This is a genomic window from Pseudomonas sp. BIC9C (assembly GCF_034541995.1).
GTDB lineage: Bacteria > Pseudomonadota > Gammaproteobacteria > Pseudomonadales > Pseudomonadaceae > Aquipseudomonas > Aquipseudomonas fluorescens_CC.
In genome coordinates, this window is record NZ_JAWDGM010000002.1 from 271,628 (window position 1) to 289,560 (window position 17,933).

14 protein-coding genes, 4 tRNA genes and 3 pseudogenes are annotated in these 17,933 nt (G+C 57.4%); 16 read left to right on the top strand and 5 right to left on the bottom strand.

Features of this window, described 5'->3' with window-relative positions:
* Window positions 1-4: 4 nt before the first annotated feature.
* Window positions 5-903: pseudogene (gene nhaR / locus RS887_RS11355) on the bottom strand (transcriptional activator NhaR).
* A gap of 135 nt (window positions 904-1,038) precedes the next feature.
* On the opposite strand from nhaR, the gene RS887_RS11360 reads away from it, so the two are divergent.
* A complete protein-coding gene (locus tag RS887_RS11360; RefSeq protein ID WP_322615466.1) occupies window positions 1,039-1,281 on the top strand; it encodes a hypothetical protein in 243 nt (80 codons plus the stop codon).
* 29 nt (window positions 1,282-1,310) lie between these two features.
* Window positions 1,311-2,060, top strand: coding sequence for a TerC family protein (locus RS887_RS11365; protein WP_322615467.1), 750 nt, complete (start codon window positions 1,311-1,313; stop codon window positions 2,058-2,060).
* A 79-nt stretch (window positions 2,061-2,139) separates the two neighbouring features.
* Here the strand turns inward: RS887_RS11365 and RS887_RS11370 are convergent, their stop codons facing one another.
* Window positions 2,140-2,307, bottom strand: coding sequence for a hypothetical protein (locus RS887_RS11370; protein WP_181456847.1), 168 nt, complete (start codon window positions 2,305-2,307; stop codon window positions 2,140-2,142).
* 179 nt (window positions 2,308-2,486) lie between these two features.
* Between RS887_RS11370 and RS887_RS11375 the strand changes: the two genes are divergently transcribed.
* The 3 genes from RS887_RS11375 (at window position 2,487) to RS887_RS11385 (ending at window position 3,755) form a co-directional block, all read left to right on the top strand.
* Window positions 2,487-3,221 carry a peptidase C39 family protein gene (locus RS887_RS11375; protein WP_322615468.1) on the top strand — a complete coding sequence of 245 codons (735 nt, stop codon included), beginning with the start codon at window positions 2,487-2,489 and terminating at the stop codon, window positions 3,219-3,221.
* A 94-nt stretch (window positions 3,222-3,315) separates the two neighbouring features.
* Entirely contained in the window at window positions 3,316-3,522 is a 207-nt protein-coding gene (locus RS887_RS11380) for a DUF6021 family protein (RefSeq protein WP_008016225.1), read from the top strand.
* A gap of 17 nt (window positions 3,523-3,539) precedes the next feature.
* Window positions 3,540-3,755, top strand: a complete 216-nt coding sequence (locus RS887_RS11385; protein ID WP_008016224.1) for a hypothetical protein — start codon at window positions 3,540-3,542, stop codon at window positions 3,753-3,755.
* A 56-nt stretch (window positions 3,756-3,811) separates the two neighbouring features.
* Here the strand turns inward: RS887_RS11385 and pbpG are convergent, their stop codons facing one another.
* Entirely contained in the window at window positions 3,812-4,750 is a 939-nt protein-coding gene (pbpG, locus tag RS887_RS11390) for a D-alanyl-D-alanine endopeptidase (RefSeq protein WP_111289184.1), read from the bottom strand.
* Window positions 4,751-4,988: 238 nt separating this feature from the next.
* Window positions 4,989-5,843: a bifunctional methylenetetrahydrofolate dehydrogenase/methenyltetrahydrofolate cyclohydrolase FolD gene (gene folD, locus RS887_RS11395; protein WP_322615469.1), complete on the bottom strand. Its 855-nt coding sequence runs from the start codon at window positions 5,841-5,843 to the stop codon at window positions 4,989-4,991.
* 274 nt (window positions 5,844-6,117) lie between these two features.
* On the opposite strand from folD, the gene RS887_RS11400 reads away from it, so the two are divergent.
* From RS887_RS11400 to RS887_RS11450, 11 genes and pseudogenes are all read left to right on the top strand, one after another.
* A tRNA-Arg gene (locus RS887_RS11400) sits at window positions 6,118-6,194 on the top strand.
* Window positions 6,195-6,226: 32 nt separating this feature from the next.
* Window positions 6,227-6,302: transfer RNA gene (locus RS887_RS11405), tRNA-His, on the top strand.
* Between the two features lie 57 nt (window positions 6,303-6,359).
* Window positions 6,360-6,444: transfer RNA gene (locus tag RS887_RS11410), tRNA-Leu, on the top strand.
* A gap of 77 nt (window positions 6,445-6,521) precedes the next feature.
* Window positions 6,522-6,597: transfer RNA gene (locus tag RS887_RS11415), tRNA-His, on the top strand.
* Between the two features lie 386 nt (window positions 6,598-6,983).
* Window positions 6,984-8,295: pseudogene (gene tig, locus RS887_RS11420) on the top strand (trigger factor).
* A 93-nt stretch (window positions 8,296-8,388) separates the two neighbouring features.
* Window positions 8,389-9,024, top strand: a complete 636-nt coding sequence (gene clpP / locus RS887_RS11425) for an ATP-dependent Clp endopeptidase proteolytic subunit ClpP (protein WP_008019823.1) — start codon at window positions 8,389-8,391, stop codon at window positions 9,022-9,024.
* Window positions 9,025-9,135: 111 nt separating this feature from the next.
* Window positions 9,136-10,419 carry an ATP-dependent Clp protease ATP-binding subunit ClpX gene (gene clpX, locus RS887_RS11430; RefSeq protein WP_007982210.1) on the top strand — a complete coding sequence of 428 codons (1,284 nt, stop codon included), beginning with the start codon at window positions 9,136-9,138 and terminating at the stop codon, window positions 10,417-10,419.
* A 161-nt stretch (window positions 10,420-10,580) separates the two neighbouring features.
* Window positions 10,581-12,977: an endopeptidase La gene (lon, locus tag RS887_RS11435; protein WP_111289180.1), complete on the top strand. Its 2,397-nt coding sequence runs from the start codon at window positions 10,581-10,583 to the stop codon at window positions 12,975-12,977.
* 149 nt (window positions 12,978-13,126) lie between these two features.
* Window positions 13,127-13,398, top strand: a pseudogene (locus tag RS887_RS11440) (HU family DNA-binding protein).
* 233 nt (window positions 13,399-13,631) lie between these two features.
* Window positions 13,632-15,503 carry a SurA N-terminal domain-containing protein gene (locus tag RS887_RS11445; RefSeq protein ID WP_322615470.1) on the top strand — a complete coding sequence of 624 codons (1,872 nt, stop codon included), beginning with the start codon at window positions 13,632-13,634 and terminating at the stop codon, window positions 15,501-15,503.
* Between the two features lie 203 nt (window positions 15,504-15,706).
* Entirely contained in the window at window positions 15,707-16,546 is an 840-nt protein-coding gene (locus tag RS887_RS11450; RefSeq protein ID WP_322615471.1) for a DUF2242 domain-containing protein, read from the top strand.
* 343 nt (window positions 16,547-16,889) lie between these two features.
* On the opposite strand, the gene RS887_RS11455 is transcribed toward RS887_RS11450, so the two are convergent.
* Window positions 16,890-17,930 (bottom strand): AraC family transcriptional regulator, encoded by a 1,041-nt coding sequence (locus RS887_RS11455; protein ID WP_322615472.1) that lies wholly within the window; start codon window positions 17,928-17,930, stop codon window positions 16,890-16,892.
* Window positions 17,931-17,933 lie beyond the last annotated feature (3 nt).

The window sequence follows — 17,933 nt, forward strand, 5'->3', positions numbered from 1 at the left end:
TGTTTTAACACGCGGTAAACAACTCGCGTCGGGCACCTTCGGTAATGGCAACAATGCCGGGGTGCCTGACCTTGCGTTCCACTGAGATGGCATAGAACGACTCGCTCACGGCGTCGGTCTGGCGATCACTTCCACGCCATATTGGCGTTGCACTTCATCGGCAATCACGCTCGGGCCGATGAAGATCCCGCTACCGGATTGGCCGAAGGCCTGCATCAGGGCGCTGTCGTCGAACTCGCCGACAATCTGCGGCTGGACCTGTTGCTCGGCGAACCAGCGCTGCAAACGGCTGCGCACCACGGTTTCCGGGCCGGGAATCAGCAGCGGCGCACCGTGCAGGTTGCGCGGGAAGTCGTGACCGTAATGTGCCGCCAGCTCAGGGGTGGCAAAGAAGCTGATCCCGCACTCGCCGAGTTTCTGGCTGTAGCCCTTGATGTCCAGATGCGAAGGCATCGGGCTGTCGGAAATCACCAGGTCCAGGCGCTGGATCGCCAGATCGGCCAACAAACGTTCAAGCTTGTCTTCGCGGCAGGTGATGCGCAGCGGTTCGCTCAACTCCATGGTCGGTGCGATCAGACGATAGACGATGGATTTTGGCACCACGTCGGCCACGCCGACGCGAAACAGAATCTGCTGCTCATTGGGTTGTGCCCGCAGCATCAGTTCCAGTTCGCCACCCAGCTGAAACATTTGCTCGGCGTAGGGCAGTGCCTGGCGTCCGGCCTCGGTCAGTTCGAGTTGCCGCCCGACGCGGCGAAACAACTCGATGCCAAAGGTCTGTTCCAGCAATGAAATCTGCCCGCTGATGGTTTGTGGCGTGAGGTTCAGTTGCTCGCAGGCGCGCACGATGCTGCCGGTCTTGGCCACCACCCAGAAGTAATGCAATTGCCGATAGTTGAGCATGGCGATCTACAGTTCGTAAAAACCGAAGTATAACAGCTGAAAATACGAATTTTCCTGAAGTATTCACTTCCCTAGAATGCATCGCTATCAACGGGCCATCGTTCAGGTCCCGTTTGTTCTATCGAGGAAAGCATCATGAAGCTGAAAACCACGGCACTGTTGATCACGTCTTTACTGGTACTGGCCGGTTGCGACCAGGCCGAGAAAAGCGCGCAGCAGTTGATGGGCAAGGCCGCCGAAAGCGCCAAACAGGCGATTGACGATACCCACAAGGCCGCCGAGCAGGCGCTCAGCGATGCCACCGGCGGGTTGAGTGGCAAAAAAGAATCATCGGAAAAAGAATCGGAAAAATCCGAATCTTCCTCCCAGGAAATCTAAACCGTATTACAACGAGTCAGGACTGACCCATGGATTACCTTTTACAACTTGCCGCCAGCCCCACCGCCTGGGTCGCCCTGGCCACCCTGGTGGTGATGGAAATCGTGCTCGGCATCGATAACCTGATCTTCATTTCGATCCTGACCAACAAACTGCCCGAGCAGCACCGGCAGAAAGCGCGGCGCATTGGTATCGGCATGGCGCTGATCCTGCGACTGGGCTTGTTGAGCACCATCGCGTTCATCGTCCAGTTGACCGCTCCGGTGATCGAGATTCTCGGCCACGCGTTCTCCTGGAAAGACATGATCCTGATCGCCGGTGGCCTGTTCCTGTTGTGGAAGGCGACCACCGAGATCCATCACAGCATGGACCCGGCCCCGGAAGACCCGATGTCGAAGACATCCACCGTGACCCTGGGCTTTGCTGCGGCGATCGGTCAGATCCTGATGCTGGACATGGTGTTTTCCATCGACAGCATCATCACCGCTGTCGGCATGACCGAGCACTTGCCGATCATGATCATCGCGGTGGTGGTGTCGGTACTGGTGATGTTGTTTGCGGCTGATCCGCTGGCCAGGTTCATCAACGACAACCCGACGGTGGTGATGCTGGCCCTGGGCTTCCTGATCATGATCGGCATGACGCTGATCGCCGAAGGCTTCGGCGCCCATGTACCGAAAGGCTACGTCTATGCGGCCATGGCATTCTCGGCTTCGATCGAGGTGTTGAACATGATGTCCCGCCGGGCCAGAGCGAAGCGGTTAGCCGCTGAAGCCTGACCGTCGTCAATAGAAACGGCCGCCTGAACTCCATGGAGTGCAGGCGGCCGTTTTTGTTGGTGTCGGGTAAAGGTGTTTGTCAGTGAGCGTTGGCGTGTTTGCGTGGCGTCTCGTGCGCTTTCGGCGCAGGTGCGGGTTGAACCGGGTGATGGTGGCGGCGAGTAATGCGCAGCACGCCCCACAGCATGGCGGCGGCTACCGCCAGCCAGCTGCCAATCAGTATCGCAATGATCATGGTCAGGCTCATCTGTGCCTCCTCTTTGCCATGCTGCGGGCACACGCGCTTGGCTGTCGTCCGTTTAGAAAACAGTCTAGCCGCTGCTGCATTTCAGACTATTGACCGAAAGTCGGCAGTCACCAACCAGTTCGCTCTATCGAATGCACCCGACTACCGTTTAAGGCTATACCGAAGCGGCGCGGCGACCTATGATCGACCACCAAGCCGGGAATGGGATTGCCTGGCGTCTGAACCTGAACAAGAGAGAGCTGATGGTGCGGGTATTTTCTCGAATTTTGTCGGCCATGCTGATAGCCGGTTGCGTGGCCGGTCTGGCGGGCTGTGCCGGGAGCGTTGCGCCCGAGATCAAGCGATTGCCGGAGCGAGTCGAACTCAGCGGCCGATTCTACCGGGGCGATGCGTATCAAAGCGGGCCGCAGGTGTTGGCCAGCATGCTGTCCCAGCAGGGCATCGTGATCACCCCGGGGTTGCTCGAAAAGCCCTTGCATTTGCCGGGGGGCGAAGCTCAGTTGCAACAGAACATGCAGAACCTGGCGCGCGAGTACGGGATGGTCGTGTATCCCCTCGACAGCAACCTTGCGGCCTTGTTGACGCAAGTCGCCGCCGGTTATCCGGTGATGGTGCGCTTTACTGAAGGCTCGGCCATGTGGGCCGAACCGCGTTACGCCATTCTGACCGGCTACAACCGCCAGAAGCAGACGGTCCTGTTGCGGGCCGGGATGGATCGCCGGGAATCGATGAGCTTCAGCGCCTTCGAGTCGGCGTTCAGGGATGCCGGTGGTTGGGCCGTGCTGATCCAGAATCCGACGCAGATCCCGGCTCAGGTCGATCAGCAACGCTGGCTCAAGGCCGCCAACGATCTGGCTCAGGTCGGTCAGGAGCAGGCCGCCACCAGGGCGAAAAAAGCCTTGGCTGCCCACTAACTCCGTTTGTCACCCGGCGGGCACCTTCGCCCGCCGCCAGCCTCTTATCCTTATGGGCCTGCAACATTATCCGGGCCGAGATCAGGAGGCGCCCATGGCTCATTCCACAACGCCCGTCGGTCCGCACTCGTCCGAACACTCGTCTGGCAATGAGCTGGGTTTCGACCCCGATTCCCCGGACCTTGCCGATCCACAGGTCGACCCCATCGGGCCTGCCAAGGCACCGAGGGACGTGAAACCGGGTGACAACCCCAAGGCTCCGGCAAAGCCCTATGATCCACTGGGTAATCTGAAGCCTTAGGTCCAATGGAGGTGCGTATGTCTACTGATTCCAGTTTCGACGACAAACGTCCGGAAACGGTCCCCACAACCCCCGAACAAAGCACTGATCCGGTGATGGATCCCGACAGCCCGTTGAGGGATCCCTTGGCGCGGCCTACGGTGGTGCCCACTGGGCAGCCGAAGGGTTGGCGAGATCCAAGTACCGGTGACGGCATTCCGGATGACGATCAGATGCCGTTGCCCAACGACTAAACGACTGACGAAAAAAAGCCCCGTTCGATCGGGGCTTTTCGTGTGTTGCCGTTTCGTTACTTCGAGGCTTCAATCACGCCGCTCTGGCGATGCTTGAGGTTCTTGTCCGATTTGTATTGCAGGGCGACCGAAGGCACATCCGCGCTGTGGCCGGTTTCAACCCAGTTACGCATGCGCGTGGCATCGGCAAAGTGGGTGTACTTACCGTAGGCATCGAGGATCACCAGGGCAACCGGGCGGTTAGCCATCCGGGTCACCAGCACCAGGCAGTGACCGGCTTCGTTGGTGAAACCGGTTTTCGTCAGTTGAATGTCCCAGTCCGGCTTGCGGACCAAATGGTCGGTGTTGCGAAAGCCCAGGCTGTAGTTCGGTTTACGGAACGAGACGGTTTTTTCCTTGGTCGTGCTCAGCTCGGTCAGCAGCGGGTACTTGTGCGCGGCGATCAACAGCTTGCTCAGGTCGCGAGCGGTCGACACGTTGCGCGGGGAGAGACCGGTCGGCTCGACGAAATGCGTGTTGGTCATGCCCAGTGCCCGGGCCTTGGCGTTCATTGCAGCAATGAACGCGGCATAGCCGCCCGGATAGTGGTGCGCCAGAGTCGCGGCAGCGCGGTTTTCCGAGGACATCAGGGCAATCAGCAGCATTTCCCGGCGCGGCAGTTCGCTGCGGAGCTTGACCCGGGAGAACACGCCTTTCATTTCCGGTGTGTCGCTGATGTTGACGTCGATGTATTCGTCCATGTTCTGCCGGGATTCAACCACGACCAGGCCAGTCATCAACTTGCTGACGGAAGCGATCGGCACCACCACGTCAGGATTGCTGGCATAGATGACTTTGTTGGTCTGCATGTCCAGCAGCAAGGAGCTGCCAGAAGCGAGCTTGAGTGTCTTCGTATCTCGGGGCGCTGCGGTGGTCTCGTCAGCACTGGCAATTGGCGTGAGGAAAGTCCCTGTAACTGCAAATAATAGGCTCAGGATGGAAAGACGAATTTTCACGCTGGCAGACTCATAAAGGGTGTTGATAAGCCGTTTTGTAACGGACTGTTTCCTGAAAAGCGCGACATTCTGGAGTATGGCTGAATAACTGTCGATGGTTGTTCAAATAACAGGCGAAAGTCCTGAGAAACATGAAAAAAAAGTCATTTTCCGGCGGGCGGTCGAGGGTTTTTCACAGACAAAAAAACCCCGCCAGGGGCGGGGTTCCTTGACTCGCTGTCAGTGCGCGCGTTGAAGCTTAGCCGTGCAGGGTTTCAGCGGCGTACAGGGTGTTTTCCAGCAGGCAGGCACGGGTCATCGGGCCAACGCCACCGGGTACCGGAGTGATCCAGCCGGCGCGGGGCAGGGCGGTTTCATAGATCACGTCACCGACCAGCTTGCCGTCGTCCTGGCGGTTGATGCCAACGTCGATCACGATCGCGCCTTCCTTGATCCACTCGCCCTTGACCAGGCCCGGCTTGCCGGCAGCGACGACAACCAGGTCCGCACGGCCGACATGACCGGCCAGGTCCTTGGTAAAGCGGTGGGTGACCGTCACGGTGCAACCGGCCAGCAGCAATTCCATCGCCATCGGGCGGCCCACGATATTGGACGCGCCGACAACCACGGCATTCATCCCGTAGAGATCGGCGCCGGTGCTTTCCAGCAGGGTCATGATGCCTTTTGGGGTGCATGGGCGCAGCAGCGGGATGCGCTGGGCCAGACGACCGACGTTATAAGGGTGGAACCCGTCGACGTCCTTATCCGGACGAATGCGCTCCAGCAGTCTGGAGGCGTCCAGGTGTTCGGGAAGCGGAAGCTGAAGCAGTACGCCGTCGATTGCAGGATCGTCGTTCAGGCGATCGATCAGCTCGGTCAGCGCTTCTTGAGTGGTTTCGGAAGGCAGGTCATAAGCTTGGGATAGAAAGCCGACCTCTTCACAGTCTTTACGCTTGTGCGAGACATAAACCTGAGAGGCAGGATCGCTGCCGACCAGGATCACCGCAAGGCCGGGCGTGCGCAGGCCTTGCTGGCGACGCTCGGTGACACGTTGGGCGATCTGCTGGCGCAGGCTGGCGGCGATCGATTTGCCGTCGATTAGTTGTGCAGTCATTGCGCGTGATTAACCATCGAGAGGGGAAAAAAAGAGAACGCATTCTCGCATGTCATGCGGTGAGGGCAAAGGCGCTTGGTCTGCAAATTCCCCTAACTCCTTTAATTAAATGAATTTTTTTTAAAAAGGATTTGACGACCTTCGGGGGGCTCTATACTATTCGTCGCACTTGTCGGGCACAGCCTAGCACTGGTTAAGAAGGTTGAGCAGGATTACGGTTCTGCGAGACTGGAAAGCACTTAGTTTGTAGTCCTCCAAGGTTACAGCTAACAAGGCGCCCGTAGCTCAGCTGGATAGAGCATCCGCCTTCTAAGCGGATGGTCGCAGGTTCGAGTCCTGCCGGGTGCGCCATTAGGCAGCATTGGCACAAGTAGCGCGATATGGTGGGCGTAGCTCAGTTGGTAGAGCACGGGATTGTGACTCCCGTTGTCGTGGGTTCGATCCCCATCGTCCACCCCATATTTCGAAAGGCGCCAGATTAACAGTCTGGCGCCTTTGCTTTAAAAGGCTTCACCCGCGGATGTGGTGGAATTGGTAGACACACTGGATTTAGGTTCCAGCGCCGCGAGGCGTAAGAGTTCGAGTCTCTTCATCCGCACCAATTAAAGCTTCACTCAGGCTGCAGGCCTGGCTGGAGCTTGATAAAGAAGTTGTTTGGCTTCTTTAACAGGCAATATGGTGGGCGTAGCTCAGTTGGTAGAGCACGGGATTGTGACTCCCGTTGTCGTGGGTTCGATCCCCATCGTCCACCCCATATTTCGAAAGGCGCCAGATTGAAAAGTCTGGCGCCTTTTTTGTTTCAGTGGCCGCAGGTTCCGGGTCGCAGGGGCGGGGCGTTTCGTCGTATTTATGTTTCTCGATGATGCAGTCCTGCCCGCCGGCCTTGCTTGCGAGATCGGCTGTCAGGGCGATGATCGGCTGCCTTCTCTATATATGGAAAGGTTGGCGCAGAGCCCTGGCGTGATTGGTTGTATTTGCCATTGGGGCGAGGTGCATTCGTGCATTCGCACCTATAAATTGCCTGCTGCTTTTTTACCCGTTTTCAGTAGGGTGACTTCTTGAGTTTGACCCACTAGAATGCATGCCCTTGATTCTGGGGTCGGAAACGGCCGGCTAACGTCTGTGCAACGAGGAATATCCATGCAAGTTTCTGTTGAAAATACTACTGCTCTTGAGCGCCGCATGAGCGTCACCGTGCCGGCTGAGCGCATCGAGAGCCAGGTCAACAAGCGTCTGCAGCAGACCGCCCAAAAGGCCAAGATTGCTGGCTTCCGTCCAGGCAAGGTGCCAATGAGCGAAATCAAGCGCCGTTTCGGTGCCGATGCTCGTCAGGAAGCGGTAGGCGACGTGATCCAGTCTTCCTTCTACGAAGCTGTGGTTGAGCAGAAGCTGAACCCGGCTGGCCAGCCTTCGATCGAGCCAAAATCCCTGGAAGCGGGCAGGACCTGGAATACGTAGCCGTATTCGAAGTGTTCCCTGAGTTCACCGTTGCCGGTTTCGAAGAGGTATCACCGTTGAGCGCCTGAGCGCTGACGTGGCTGATGCCGATCTGGACAAGATGCTGGAAATCCTGCGCAAGCAGAACACCCGTTTCGAAGTGGCCGATCGCGCTGCCCAGAACGAAGATCAGTTGAACATCGATTTCGTCGGCAAGGTCGACGGTGAAGTGTTCGCTGGCGGTTCCGCCAAGGGTACTCAGCTGGTTCTGGGTTCCGGCCGCATGATCCCTGGTTTCGAAGATGGCCTGGTTGGCGCTAAAGCCGGTGAAGAACGCGTTCTGAACCTGACTTTCCCAGAGGACTATCAGAACCTGGACCTGGCTGGCAAAACCGCTGAGTTCACCGTGACTGTAAACACCGTTTCCGAGCCAAAGCTGCCAGAACTGACCGAAGAATTCTTCGCTCAATTCGGCATCAAGGAAACCGGCCTGGAAGGTTTCCGTGCCGAAGTTCGCAAGAACATGGAGCGTGAACTGCGTCAGGCGATCAAATCCAAGGTCAAGAATCAGGTAATGGATGGTCTGCTGGCCACCAACCCGATTGAAGTGCCAAAGGCTCTGCTGTCCAACGAAGTTGACCGTCTGCGCGTGCAGGCTGTTCAGCAGTTCGGCGGCAACATCAAGCCTGACCAACTGCCGGCCGAGCTGTTCGAAGAGCAAGCCAAGCGTCGCGTAGTGCTGGGCCTGATCGTGGCTGAAGTGGTCAAGCAATTCGACCTCAAACCAGACGAAGCCCGCGTTCGCGAGATGATTCAGGAAATGGCTTCGGCCTACCAGGAGCCTGAGCAAGTTGTGTCCTGGTACTACAAAAACGACCAGCAACTGAACGAAGTTCGTTCGGTTGTGCTGGAAGAGCAAGTTGTGGATACTGTTCTGCAGAAAGCTAGCGTGACCGACAAATCGGTCTCTTACGAAGAAGCAGTCAAGCCGGTAGAAGCACCACAAGCCGACTGATCACTTTTGCGGTAAGAAGCAAACACCATAAGCCAGCCTTCGTGCTGGCTTATGCGTATTCAAGACATAACTATTTGGGAGTGACTGCAGAGCATGTTCCGTAATTCGTATATTCAGCAGAACTCTGATATCCAGGCCGCAGGCGGCCTGGTCCCGATGGTTGTCGAGCAGTCCGCTCGCGGCGAGCGCGCCTACGACATCTACTCGCGCCTCCTCAAGGAGCGAGTGATCTTTCTGGTTGGCCCGGTAGAGGACTACATGGCCAACCTGATCTGTGCGCAGCTGCTGTTCCTTGAAGCGGAAAACCCGGACAAGGACATCCATCTCTATATCAACTCCCCGGGCGGTTCGGTGACGGCGGGTATGTCGATCTACGACACCATGCAGTTCATCAAACCCAACGTGTCGACCACTTGTATCGGTCAGGCATGCAGCATGGGCGCGTTTCTGCTGACGGCCGGTGCCCCTGGCAAGCGTTACTGCCTGCCGAACTCGCGTGTGATGATTCACCAGCCGCTGGGCGGTTTCCAGGGGCAGGCGTCGGATATCGAAATCCATGCCAAGGAAATCCTGTTTATCCGCGAGCGTCTCAACACGCTGATGGCCAAGCATAGCGGGCGCACTCTTGAAGAAATCGAGCGCGATACCAACCGCGATAATTTCATGAGTGCAGATGCTGCACGTGAGTACGGCTTGATCGACGAAGTGATCAGCCAGCGTCCTGTTTAAAATAAGCAGCTCAAAACAGGCTTGGTCGGCGGGTCCGACACCAGCGGGCTTGAAAAAGCCCGCAATAGCCTTCATCTTGTGTTGCAAGCCTATCGGATTTGGATCGAACGAATGACTGACACCCGCAACGGCGAGGACAACGGCAAGCTGCTCTATTGCTCCTTCTGTGGCAAAAGCCAGCATGAAGTGCGCAAATTGATTGCCGGCCCCTCGGTCTTTATCTGCGACGAGTGCGTCGACCTGTGCAATGACATCATCCGCGAGGAGGTGCAGGAAGCACAGGCCGAAAGCAGCGCGCATAAATTGCCTTCGCCTAAAGAAATCAGCGGCATCCTCGATCAGTATGTGATTGGTCAGGAGCGTGCGAAAAAGGTTCTGGCTGTAGCGGTGTACAACCACTACAAGCGCCTGAACCAGCGTGACAAAAAGAATGATGACGTCGAACTCGGCAAGAGCAACATCCTGCTGATCGGCCCGACAGGCTCGGGTAAAACCCTGCTTGCCGAAACACTGGCCCGTTTGCTGAACGTTCCGTTCACCATCGCCGACGCAACCACCCTCACCGAGGCGGGTTACGTGGGTGAAGATGTCGAGAACATCATTCAGAAGCTGCTGCAGAAATGCGATTACGACGTAGAAAAAGCCCAGATGGGCATTGTCTACATCGATGAAATCGACAAGATTTCGCGCAAGTCTGACAACCCGTCGATCACCCGGGACGTTTCCGGTGAAGGCGTGCAGCAGGCCCTGCTCAAGTTGATCGAAGGCACGGTCGCTTCCGTTCCGCCTCAAGGTGGGCGCAAGCATCCGCAGCAGGAGTTCCTGCAGGTTGACACCCGTAACATCCTGTTCATCTGCGGTGGTGCGTTCTCCGGTCTGGAAAAGGTTATTCAAAACCGTTCCACCAAGGGCGGCATCGGTTTCAACGCAGAAGTGCGCAGCAAGGAAGAAGGCAAGAAAGTCGGTGAGTCCCTGCGTGAAGTCGAGCCTGACGATCTGGTCAAGTTCGGTCTGATCCCGGAATTCGTCGGTCGTCTGCCGGTGCTTGCCACGCTGGACGAGCTTGACGAGGCTGCGTTGATGCAGATCCTCACCGAGCCGAAAAATGCCCTGACCAAGCAGTATGCCAAGCTGTTCGAGATGGAAGGCGTTGATCTGGAATTCCGTTCCGACGCTCTGAAATCGGTCGCCAAGCGTGCCCTGGAGCGTAAAACCGGCGCTCGTGGCCTGCGTTCGATTCTCGAAGGTGTATTGCTCGACACTATGTATGAAATCCCCTCGCAATCCGAGGTGAGTAAAGTAGTGATCGATGAAAGCGTGATAGAAGGCAAGTCCAAGCCACTGTATATCTATGAAAACAGTGAGCCGACCGCCAAGGCCGCGCCAGACGCTTAAGCGTCACGCAGCTTGAATAAAGAAGGGGCCTTCGGGCCCCTTTGCTTTTTGCGGGTTTTAACACTGTCTTTGTGCTTGTTTTTTTTCAAGACAGCCCCCATCTTGGTTTCAAGCTTACTTCCATCTGTTTACGGCCTTATGGCCGCCGTAGAGGCGAAATCATGAAGACAACCATCGAATTGCCTCTCCTGCCATTGCGTGATGTCGTGGTTTATCCGCACATGGTTATCCCGCTGTTCGTGGGGCGCGAGAAATCCATCGAAGCCCTCGAGGCTGCGATGACGGGTGACAAGCAGATTCTGCTGCTGGCCCAGAGAAACCCGGCTGACGACGATCCCGGTGAAGATGCCCTGTATCGCGTTGGTACAATTGCTACCGTGCTGCAGTTGCTGAAGCTGCCTGACGGCACGGTCAAGGTTCTGGTCGAAGGCGAGCAGCGGGGCGCCGTTGAGCGCTTCAGCGAAGTGGACGGTCATTGTCGGGCCGAAGTCTCCCTGATCGACGAAGTCGACGCGCCAGAGCGCGAGTCGGAAGTGTTCGTTCGCAGCCTGTTGTCTCAGTTCGAGCAATATGTGCAGTTGGGCAAGAAAGTCCCGGCTGAAGTCCTGTCGTCGCTCAACAGCATCGACGAGCCGGGCCGCCTGGTAGACACCATGGCTGCGCACATGGCCCTGAAGATCGAACAGAAGCAGGAAATCCTCGAGATCATCGATTTGTCGGCCCGGGTCGAGCACGTTCTGGCGTTGCTGGATGCCGAGATCGATCTGCTGCAAGTTGAAAAACGCATTCGCGGTCGTGTCAAAAAACAAATGGAGCGCAGTCAGCGCGAGTACTACCTGAATGAGCAGATGAAGGCCATTCAGAAAGAGCTCGGCGACAGCGACGAAGGTCACAACGAAGTCGAAGAGCTGAAAAAGCGTATCGATGCCGCCGGTCTGCCGAAAGACGCGCTGGCCAAGGCGACGGCCGAACTGAACAAGCTCAAGCAGATGTCGCCAATGTCCGCGGAAGCGACCGTGGTGCGTTCGTACATCGACTGGCTGGTTCAAGTGCCGTGGAAGGCCCAGAGCAAGGTGCGCCTGGACCTGGCGCGCGCCGAAGACATTCTGGATGCCGACCACTATGGCCTGGAAGAGGTCAAGGAGCGCATCCTCGAATACCTCGCCGTGCAAAAGCGCGTGAAGAAGATTCGTGGTCCGGTACTGTGCCTGGTCGGTCCTCCGGGGGTGGGTAAAACGTCCCTGGCGGAATCGATTGCTCATGCCACCAACCGCAAATTCGTGCGCATGGCCCTCGGCGGTGTGCGTGATGAAGCGGAAATTCGTGGTCATCGCCGTACTTACATCGGTTCGATGCCAGGAAGATTGATTCAAAAGATGACAAAAGTGGGTGTCCGCAATCCGCTGTTCCTGCTCGATGAAATCGACAAGATGGGCAGCGACATGCGTGGCGATCCGGCATCGGCGTTGCTGGAAGTGCTCGATCCCGAGCAGAACCACAACTTCAACGATCACTATCTGGAAGTCGATTACGACCTGTCCGATGTGATGTTCCTGTGCACCTCGAACTCGATGAACATCCCGCCGGCGTTGCTGGACCGGATGGAAGTGATCCGTCTGCCGGGCTACACCGAAGACGAGAAGATCAACATCGCCGTCAAATACCTTTCGCCAAAGCAGATTGCCGCCAACGGCCTGAAGAAAGGCGAGCTGGAGTTTGACGAAGAAGCGATCCGCGACATCATCCGCTACTACACCCGTGAAGCCGGTGTGCGTGGGCTTGAACGTCAGATTGCCAAGGTTTGCCGCAAGGCCGTCAAGGAGCATGCGCTGGAAAAACGCTTCTCGGTGAAGGTCACCGCAGACACGCTGGAACACTTCCTGGGTGTGCGCAAATTCCGCTACGGCCTGGCCGAGCAACAGGATCAGATTGGCCAGGTAACCGGGCTGGCGTGGACTCAGGTGGGTGGCGAACTGCTGACTATCGAAGCCGCTGTGGTGCCGGGCAAGGGCCAGTTGATCAAGACCGGTTCCTTGGGTGACGTGATGGTCGAGTCAATCACCGCTGCCTTGACTGTCGTTCGCAGCCGGGCGAAAAGCCTGGGCATTCCCCTGGACTTCCATGAGAAGCGCGACACGCACATCCATATGCCGGAGGGGGCAACTCCCAAGGACGGTCCTAGCGCCGGTGTAGGCATGTGTACGGCCCTGGTGTCGGCATTGACCGGCATTCCGGTACGTGCGGATGTCGCCATGACCGGCGAAATCACTTTGCGTGGCCAGGTCCTGGCAATTGGCGGCTTGAAAGAAAAACTGCTGGCTGCCCATCGTGGCGGAATCAAGACCGTGATCATTCCTGAAGAGAATGTGCGCGATCTCAAAGAGATTCCGGACAATATCAAGCAGGATCTACAGATTAAACCGGTTAAATGGATTGACGAGGTCCTGCAAATTGCGTTGCAATACGCGCCGGAGCCCTTGCCGGACGTGGCTCCGGAGATAGTCGCGAAGGATGAGAAACGCGACGCAGATTCTAAGGAAAGAATTAGCACGCATTAGTACGTATTTGCCTGGGGGGCTTCCTTGACAGCTTTTTAGAGCCCTTGTTATAAAGCGGCTCTTAAGTGTCTGTAGGCCATTCAGCACTCGTTTTTGCTTTCACCAAAAAAACTTAGAATCATACTCAAATAGATATAAGGGGACTTAGAGTGAACAAGTCGGAACTGATTGATGCTATCGCTGCATCCGCTGATATCCCGAAAGCTGCTGCTGGCCGTGCGCTGGACGCTGTAATCGAATCCGTCACTGGCGCTCTGAAGGCTGGCGACTCTGTTGTTCTGGTTGGTTTCGGTACTTTCTCCGTAACTGATCGTCCAGCTCGCATTGGTCGTAACCCACAGACCGGTAAGACGCTGGAAATCGCCGCAGCCAAAAACCAGGTTTCAAAGCCGGTAAAGCACTGAAAGAAGCTGTCAACTAAGTTCGATTCAGGTTTTTACCCATCCGGGTCGGGGTCATGCCTGACTTGGCAGCGGAGCGGCAGTCCTGACTGCAGGTCGCCGGTTCAAGACACCGAGGGTCGCCCGTTCGAGCCCTCGATCCGCTCCGCCAGTTACGAGAAGGCGCATCCTCGGATGCGCCTTTCTTCTATCCGGATTCTACCCACGCTCCACGGTTGCCTAATTTTGAAGTTCAACCGTTTCTGGGGGACGCATGCTGCAGAATATCAGGGACAATTCACAAGGCTGGATTGCCAAGACTATTATCGGGGTCATCGTTGTTCTGATGGCTTTGACCGGTTTCGACGCCATTTTCAAGGCCACGTCGCACAGCAATGATGCGGCCAAGGTCAACGGCGATGAAATCAGCCAGAACGAATTGAGCCAGGCGGTCGATATGCAACGCCGCCAGCTCATGCAACAGCTGGGCAAGGATTTCGATGCTTCCTTGCTGGATGAAAAAATGTTGCGCGAATCGGCTCTGAAGGGCCTGATCGATCGCAAGCTGCTGCTGCAAGGCGCAGAAAAATCGAAGTTCGCCTTTTCCGAAGCGGCGCTTGATCAGGTCATCCTGCAAACACCGGAGTTTCAGGTTGATGGCAAGTTCAGCTCCGAGCGTTTCGACCAGGTTATTCGCCAACTCGGCTATAGCCGCATGCAATTCCGCCAGATGCTGGCTCAGGAAATGCTGATTGGTCAGCTGCGTGCCGGCCTGGCAGGTAGCGGTTTCGTCACCGATGCACAGGTGCTGGCGTTTGCCCGTCTGGAAAAACAGACCCGCGACTTCGCCTCCCTGAACATCAAGGCCGATCCGGCGGCTGTGAAGCTGACCGACGAAGAGGTCAAGGCCTACTACGACGAACATGCCAAGGAATTCATGACGCCGGACCAGGTAGTCATCGATTACCTCGAGCTGAAGAAGGCTTCCTTCTTCGACCAGGTCAGCGTCAAGGACGAAGATCTGCAAGCGGCCTATCAGAAAGAAATCGCGAACCTGTCCGAGCAACGCCGGGCTGCGCACATTCTGATTGAAGTGAACGACAAGACCACCGAGGCGCAAGCCAAGGCGAAGATCGAAGAGATTCAGGCCCGTCTGGCCAAGGGCGAGACATTCGAGGCGCTGGCCAAGGAGTTCTCCCAGGATCCGGGTTCGGCGAACAACGGCGGTGACCTGGGTTATGCCGGTCCTGGCGTCTACGACCCGGCGTTCGAAAAGGCCCTGTATTCGTTGGCCAAGGACCAGGTCTCGGAACCGGTTCGCACCGACTTCGGTTTCCACCTGATCAAGCTGTTGGGTGTGGAAGCCCCGGAAGTGCCAACATTCGCCAGTCTTAAGGACAAGCTGACCCGTGGTCTGAAAACCCAGCAGGTCGAGCAGCGTTTCGTTGAGGCGAGCAAGCAACTGGAAGACGCCTCGTTCGAAGCGTCCGATCTGGCGCAGCCAGCGCAGGACCTGAAACTGACCGTCCAGACGTCCAAGCCGTTCGGCCGTGAAGGCGGTGAGGGTATTGCGGCCAACCGTGCCGTAATCACTGCCGCATTCAGCCCGGAAGTCCTGGATGAGGGGGCGAACAGCACCGCCATCGAGCTCGACCCGGAAACCGTGGTCGTGTTGCGTGCCAAGGAGCACCTGAAGCCTTCGCAATTGCCGCTGGAGAGCGTCTCTGCCGCGATCCGTGTGCAGTTGGCCAAGGAGCACGCCAGCGCCGATGCCAAGACCAGAGCTGAAGCCCTGATTGCCAGCCTGCGCGATGGCAAGACCCCGCTGGATCAAGCGGTCGACGGCCAGGCCTGGAAGATCACTGAAGCGGCGACTCGCGCTCAGGAAGGGGTCGACCCTGCTGTGCTGCAAGCGCTCTTCCGCATGGCGAAGCCAGCGGCCAGGGACAAGCCGACCTTCACCAGCGTGACGCTGGCGGATGGCAGCCTGATGATCGTGCGTCTCAATGGCGTGAACGAGGCAGCGGCGCCGACCGAAGAAGAGAAAGCACAGTATCGTCGCTACCTCGCTTCGCGCATCGGCCAGCAAGACTTTGCGGCGTATCGCAAGCAGCTGGAAAGCCAGGCGGACATCCAGCGTTACTGATGCCTGACACGGTTTAGCGCTGTACAGGAGACCCCGGCCGAAAGGCCGGGGTCTTTTTGTTTGGCCGTACGTCATTTGCCGCGGTGACTTTTGCGTAAAGCCGGGGTCAATCAACCTGTAACCGCTTTAAGACACAATCGATGCTCCGCTAAGCATCGATCTGTTGCACAATATGCCCCGAACCGTTTTCCTCAGGATGTTCAATGTTTAAATCACTTCCCATGCGGATTGTCGGGCTGGCAGCCGTGCTTGCCGCTGCGGCCGGTTGTTCATCGAACAAAAGCGCCATCTACGAGCATGAGAACTTCGACGATTCCGGCACCTTTTCCCGAAACTATCCGGTCACCGATACCCAGAGCTGTGAAGCCGCCCGTCGCGCCTTGCTCAGCCAGGGCTACATCATCACCAGCAACGATTCGAAGCTGGTCAGCGGTCACAAGAGCTTCCAGCAGACTGGCGAGAGCCACATGGAGATCAGCTTCAGTGTGGTGTGTGCCGATGATGGCAGCGAAGGGCATCACGCGACCGTGTTCGCTAACGCCCTGCAGGATCGTTATGCGCTGAAGAAAACCAACAACTCCGCCAGTCTGGGTGTGGGTGTGCTGGGCTCGGTGTCGATGCCGATCGGTTCCTCTGATGACTCGATGGTCAAGGTCGCCAGCGAAACCGTATCGTCTGCCAAGTTCTACGAGCGTTTCTTCGCACTGGTCGAACTGTTCCTGCCGCCGGAAGCGAAAAAGGCTGCGCACATCACCGAAAAGCCGAAAACAGACCTGGGCGTGCCTGAAGCCAAGGCCGCACCGGCACCTCTCGCGCCTGCTCCGGCAGCGACACCCGCTGCAGAGCCTGCTGCAGCTGCTCCTGGGCCAGTAGCAACGCCTACGGCTTCCGAGCCGGTTGCGCCGCCTCCTGAAGCGGCACCGATCACACCGGCCAGTGTACAGCCTGCACTGTCCCCGGAAATCGTCACGCCACCATCGAACCCGAGTGACTTGCCACCGCCGAGCGAGCCCATTCCGGCGATGCCTGTCTCCGGCCAGTGACGGTGACGCCACAGGATCGAATCAGATGAACCGGTCCTGTGGCCACCTCAATGATTGACCCGCATCAAGCAAGTTCGCTGTTCTGCGGCCTTCCGCAAAAAAACCAATGATAAATTCCTGACCAGCTGCTACGTTTTATTCAGTAGCGACAGAGTGTCGTGTCCGCGTCATTTTTCTTTCACGCGGGCACTTTATGCTCAAGGAATGGGTCATTTATTCAGACGTTTTTCAATACGGGTTGGGGGATTCAAAAATGGACGATTATCAAGAAGAGCTGCTCGAGTACCAGGCTTTCGAACTGGACCCTCTGGAACCGGCGGAAGACGCTACCGAGTTGTAGGCATCAGGCGGATTGGCGATGGCTGCGGCGAAATTCGCCGGGGGGCTGCCCGTTCCAGCGTTTGAATGCGCGTTGAAACGCTTCGGCTGAGGCAAAGCCCAGCAGGTAGGCGATTTCTCCGAACGCCAGTTCGGTGTCGCGTATGTAAGTCATGGCCAGATCGCGACGGGTTTCATTGAGGATTGCGCGAAATTGCGTGCCTTCCTCGGCAAGTTTGCGGCGCAAGGTCCAGGTGGGCAGCTTCAGGCGTGCCGCCACTTCTTCCAGGTCGGGTTCCCGGCCACCATTGAGCAACGGTCCCAGCAGCGCGATGATGCGTTCACGCAGGCTGCGGGTGCGTGTCAATTGTTCCAGCTCCCGCTCGCACAGTTGCAGCAAATGCCGCCAGGTGCTCGGGCAATGCTCGGGGTTGCGCTGGGCGAGACTTGCCAGGCTCAGGCGCAGTTGATTGCGTTCGCCGCCAAACTGAATCGGACAGTCCCCCAAAACGTCATAGGCCGCGCGGTAACCGGGTTCCTCGAATTCGATCTCGATACGTTCGGCGCGCAGCGGGGCGGGGCTGACACTGGATAATTGCTGCAACCAGCCTGCAATGATCGAATCCACCACGAAACGGTTGTAGGCGTTATAGGGGCTGATCGAATAGAAACGCAGCCAGGCGCCCTGGGCGTCTTCGTGAAAGCTTGATTGCCCCCGATAATTGGAACCATACAAGGCTTCGAATCGAATCAGGCAGCGGGCGGCTTCACGTACTGTCGGCGCCTGGGCGGCGGTGACGCCTGCGAGGCCGATCTGGCTCAGGCGACTGAGCTGTCCCATGCGCAAGCCAAGGGCCGGATTGTCAGTCAGTTGAATGGCGCTGTGGCCCAGGCGCATGTAGCGCGGTATCGACAGCCGGGCACCGGCTTCGCTCAGGCGTGCGGCATCGAGGCCGTATTGATCGAGCAGTGGCTGCGGATCGACGCCGTGACTGCGCACGGCATCGGCCAGGCTATGAACAAAGCCCACCGACAGATCGCCGAGGCGCATCGGCTGCGGTTTCATGGC

Bases quoted from the DNA above. Each gene is read 5' to 3' on its own strand.
- RS887_RS11375 (WP_322615468.1), top strand. From the start codon at position 2,487: ATGATCGACCACCAAGCCGGGAATGGGATTGCCTGGCGTCTGAACCTG.
- RS887_RS11385 (WP_008016224.1), top strand. From the start codon at position 3,540: ATGTCTACTGATTCCAGTTTCGACGACAAACGTCCGGAAACGGTCCCC.
- RS887_RS11365 (WP_322615467.1), top strand. From the start codon at position 1,311: ATGGATTACCTTTTACAACTTGCCGCCAGCCCCACCGCCTGGGTCGCC.
- RS887_RS11380 (WP_008016225.1), top strand. From the start codon at position 3,316: ATGGCTCATTCCACAACGCCCGTCGGTCCGCACTCGTCCGAACACTCG.
- RS887_RS11445 (WP_322615470.1), top strand. From the start codon at position 13,632: ATGCTGCAGAATATCAGGGACAATTCACAAGGCTGGATTGCCAAGACT.
- RS887_RS11370 (WP_181456847.1), bottom strand. From the start codon at position 2,307: ATGAGCCTGACCATGATCATTGCGATACTGATTGGCAGCTGGCTGGCG.
- lon (WP_111289180.1), top strand. From the start codon at position 10,581: ATGAAGACAACCATCGAATTGCCTCTCCTGCCATTGCGTGATGTCGTG.
- clpP (WP_008019823.1), top strand. From the start codon at position 8,389: ATGTTCCGTAATTCGTATATTCAGCAGAACTCTGATATCCAGGCCGCA.
- clpX (WP_007982210.1), top strand. From the start codon at position 9,136: ATGACTGACACCCGCAACGGCGAGGACAACGGCAAGCTGCTCTATTGC.
- RS887_RS11360 (WP_322615466.1), top strand. From the start codon at position 1,039: ATGAAGCTGAAAACCACGGCACTGTTGATCACGTCTTTACTGGTACTG.
- folD (WP_322615469.1), bottom strand. From the start codon at position 5,843: ATGACTGCACAACTAATCGACGGCAAATCGATCGCCGCCAGCCTGCGC.
- RS887_RS11450 (WP_322615471.1), top strand. From the start codon at position 15,707: ATGTTTAAATCACTTCCCATGCGGATTGTCGGGCTGGCAGCCGTGCTT.
- RS887_RS11455 (WP_322615472.1), bottom strand. From the start codon at position 17,930: ATGAAACCGCAGCCGATGCGCCTCGGCGATCTGTCGGTGGGCTTTGTT.